Below are 516 nucleotides of genomic sequence, written 5' to 3'. Positions count from 1 at the left end.
GCGCGCATACTTGGCGACAAGTTGGCACGTTCGATGGGGCAGCCCGTGATCGTCGAGAACAAGCCAGGCGCCGGCGGCATCCTGGCGATGAACCAACTCAAGCAGGCGCCGGCTGACGGCTACACCTTCGCCTTGATTCAAGCTGCCGTGGCAACCGTCACCCCGCTCACCTACAAGGAAGCCCGGTTCGACATCGAGCGCGATTTCGAAACGGTGGCGATCGTCGGCCTGACGCCGATGCTGATCACGGCCAGCCCCAAATTCGCCGCCAGGACGCTCGCGGATGCCATCAAGGCGGCGAAAGCCGCCCCTGACCAGGTCGCGATCGGAAGCCCGAACAGGACCTCGATTCCGCACCTCGCCAACGAGTTGCTTGCGCTCAAGACCAAGGCTGCGTTCCAGCAGGTTCCCTTTGCGACCACTGGACAGGGCGTGCAGGCCGTGGTGGCCGGCGACATCGCGATGTACACCGACGGCGTGGGGCCATTGATGCAACTCGTCAAGGCGGGCCGGCTC

Annotated in this window: 1 protein-coding gene; it reads left to right on the top strand. The window is 64.7% G+C overall.

Annotated features, from left to right (window positions below; translation table 11 throughout):
* Positions 1-6: 6 nt before the first annotated feature.
* The coding region (locus ACXJ3V_RS20800; RefSeq protein WP_457102253.1) for a Bug family tripartite tricarboxylate transporter substrate binding protein at positions 7-516 on the top strand (510 nt) is incomplete at its 3' end.

This window comes from Microbacterium sp. P5_E9, assembly GCF_054049175.1.
Note: the sequence above shows the minus strand (reverse complement) of the source record. Positions and strands in the feature narration are given on the sequence as shown.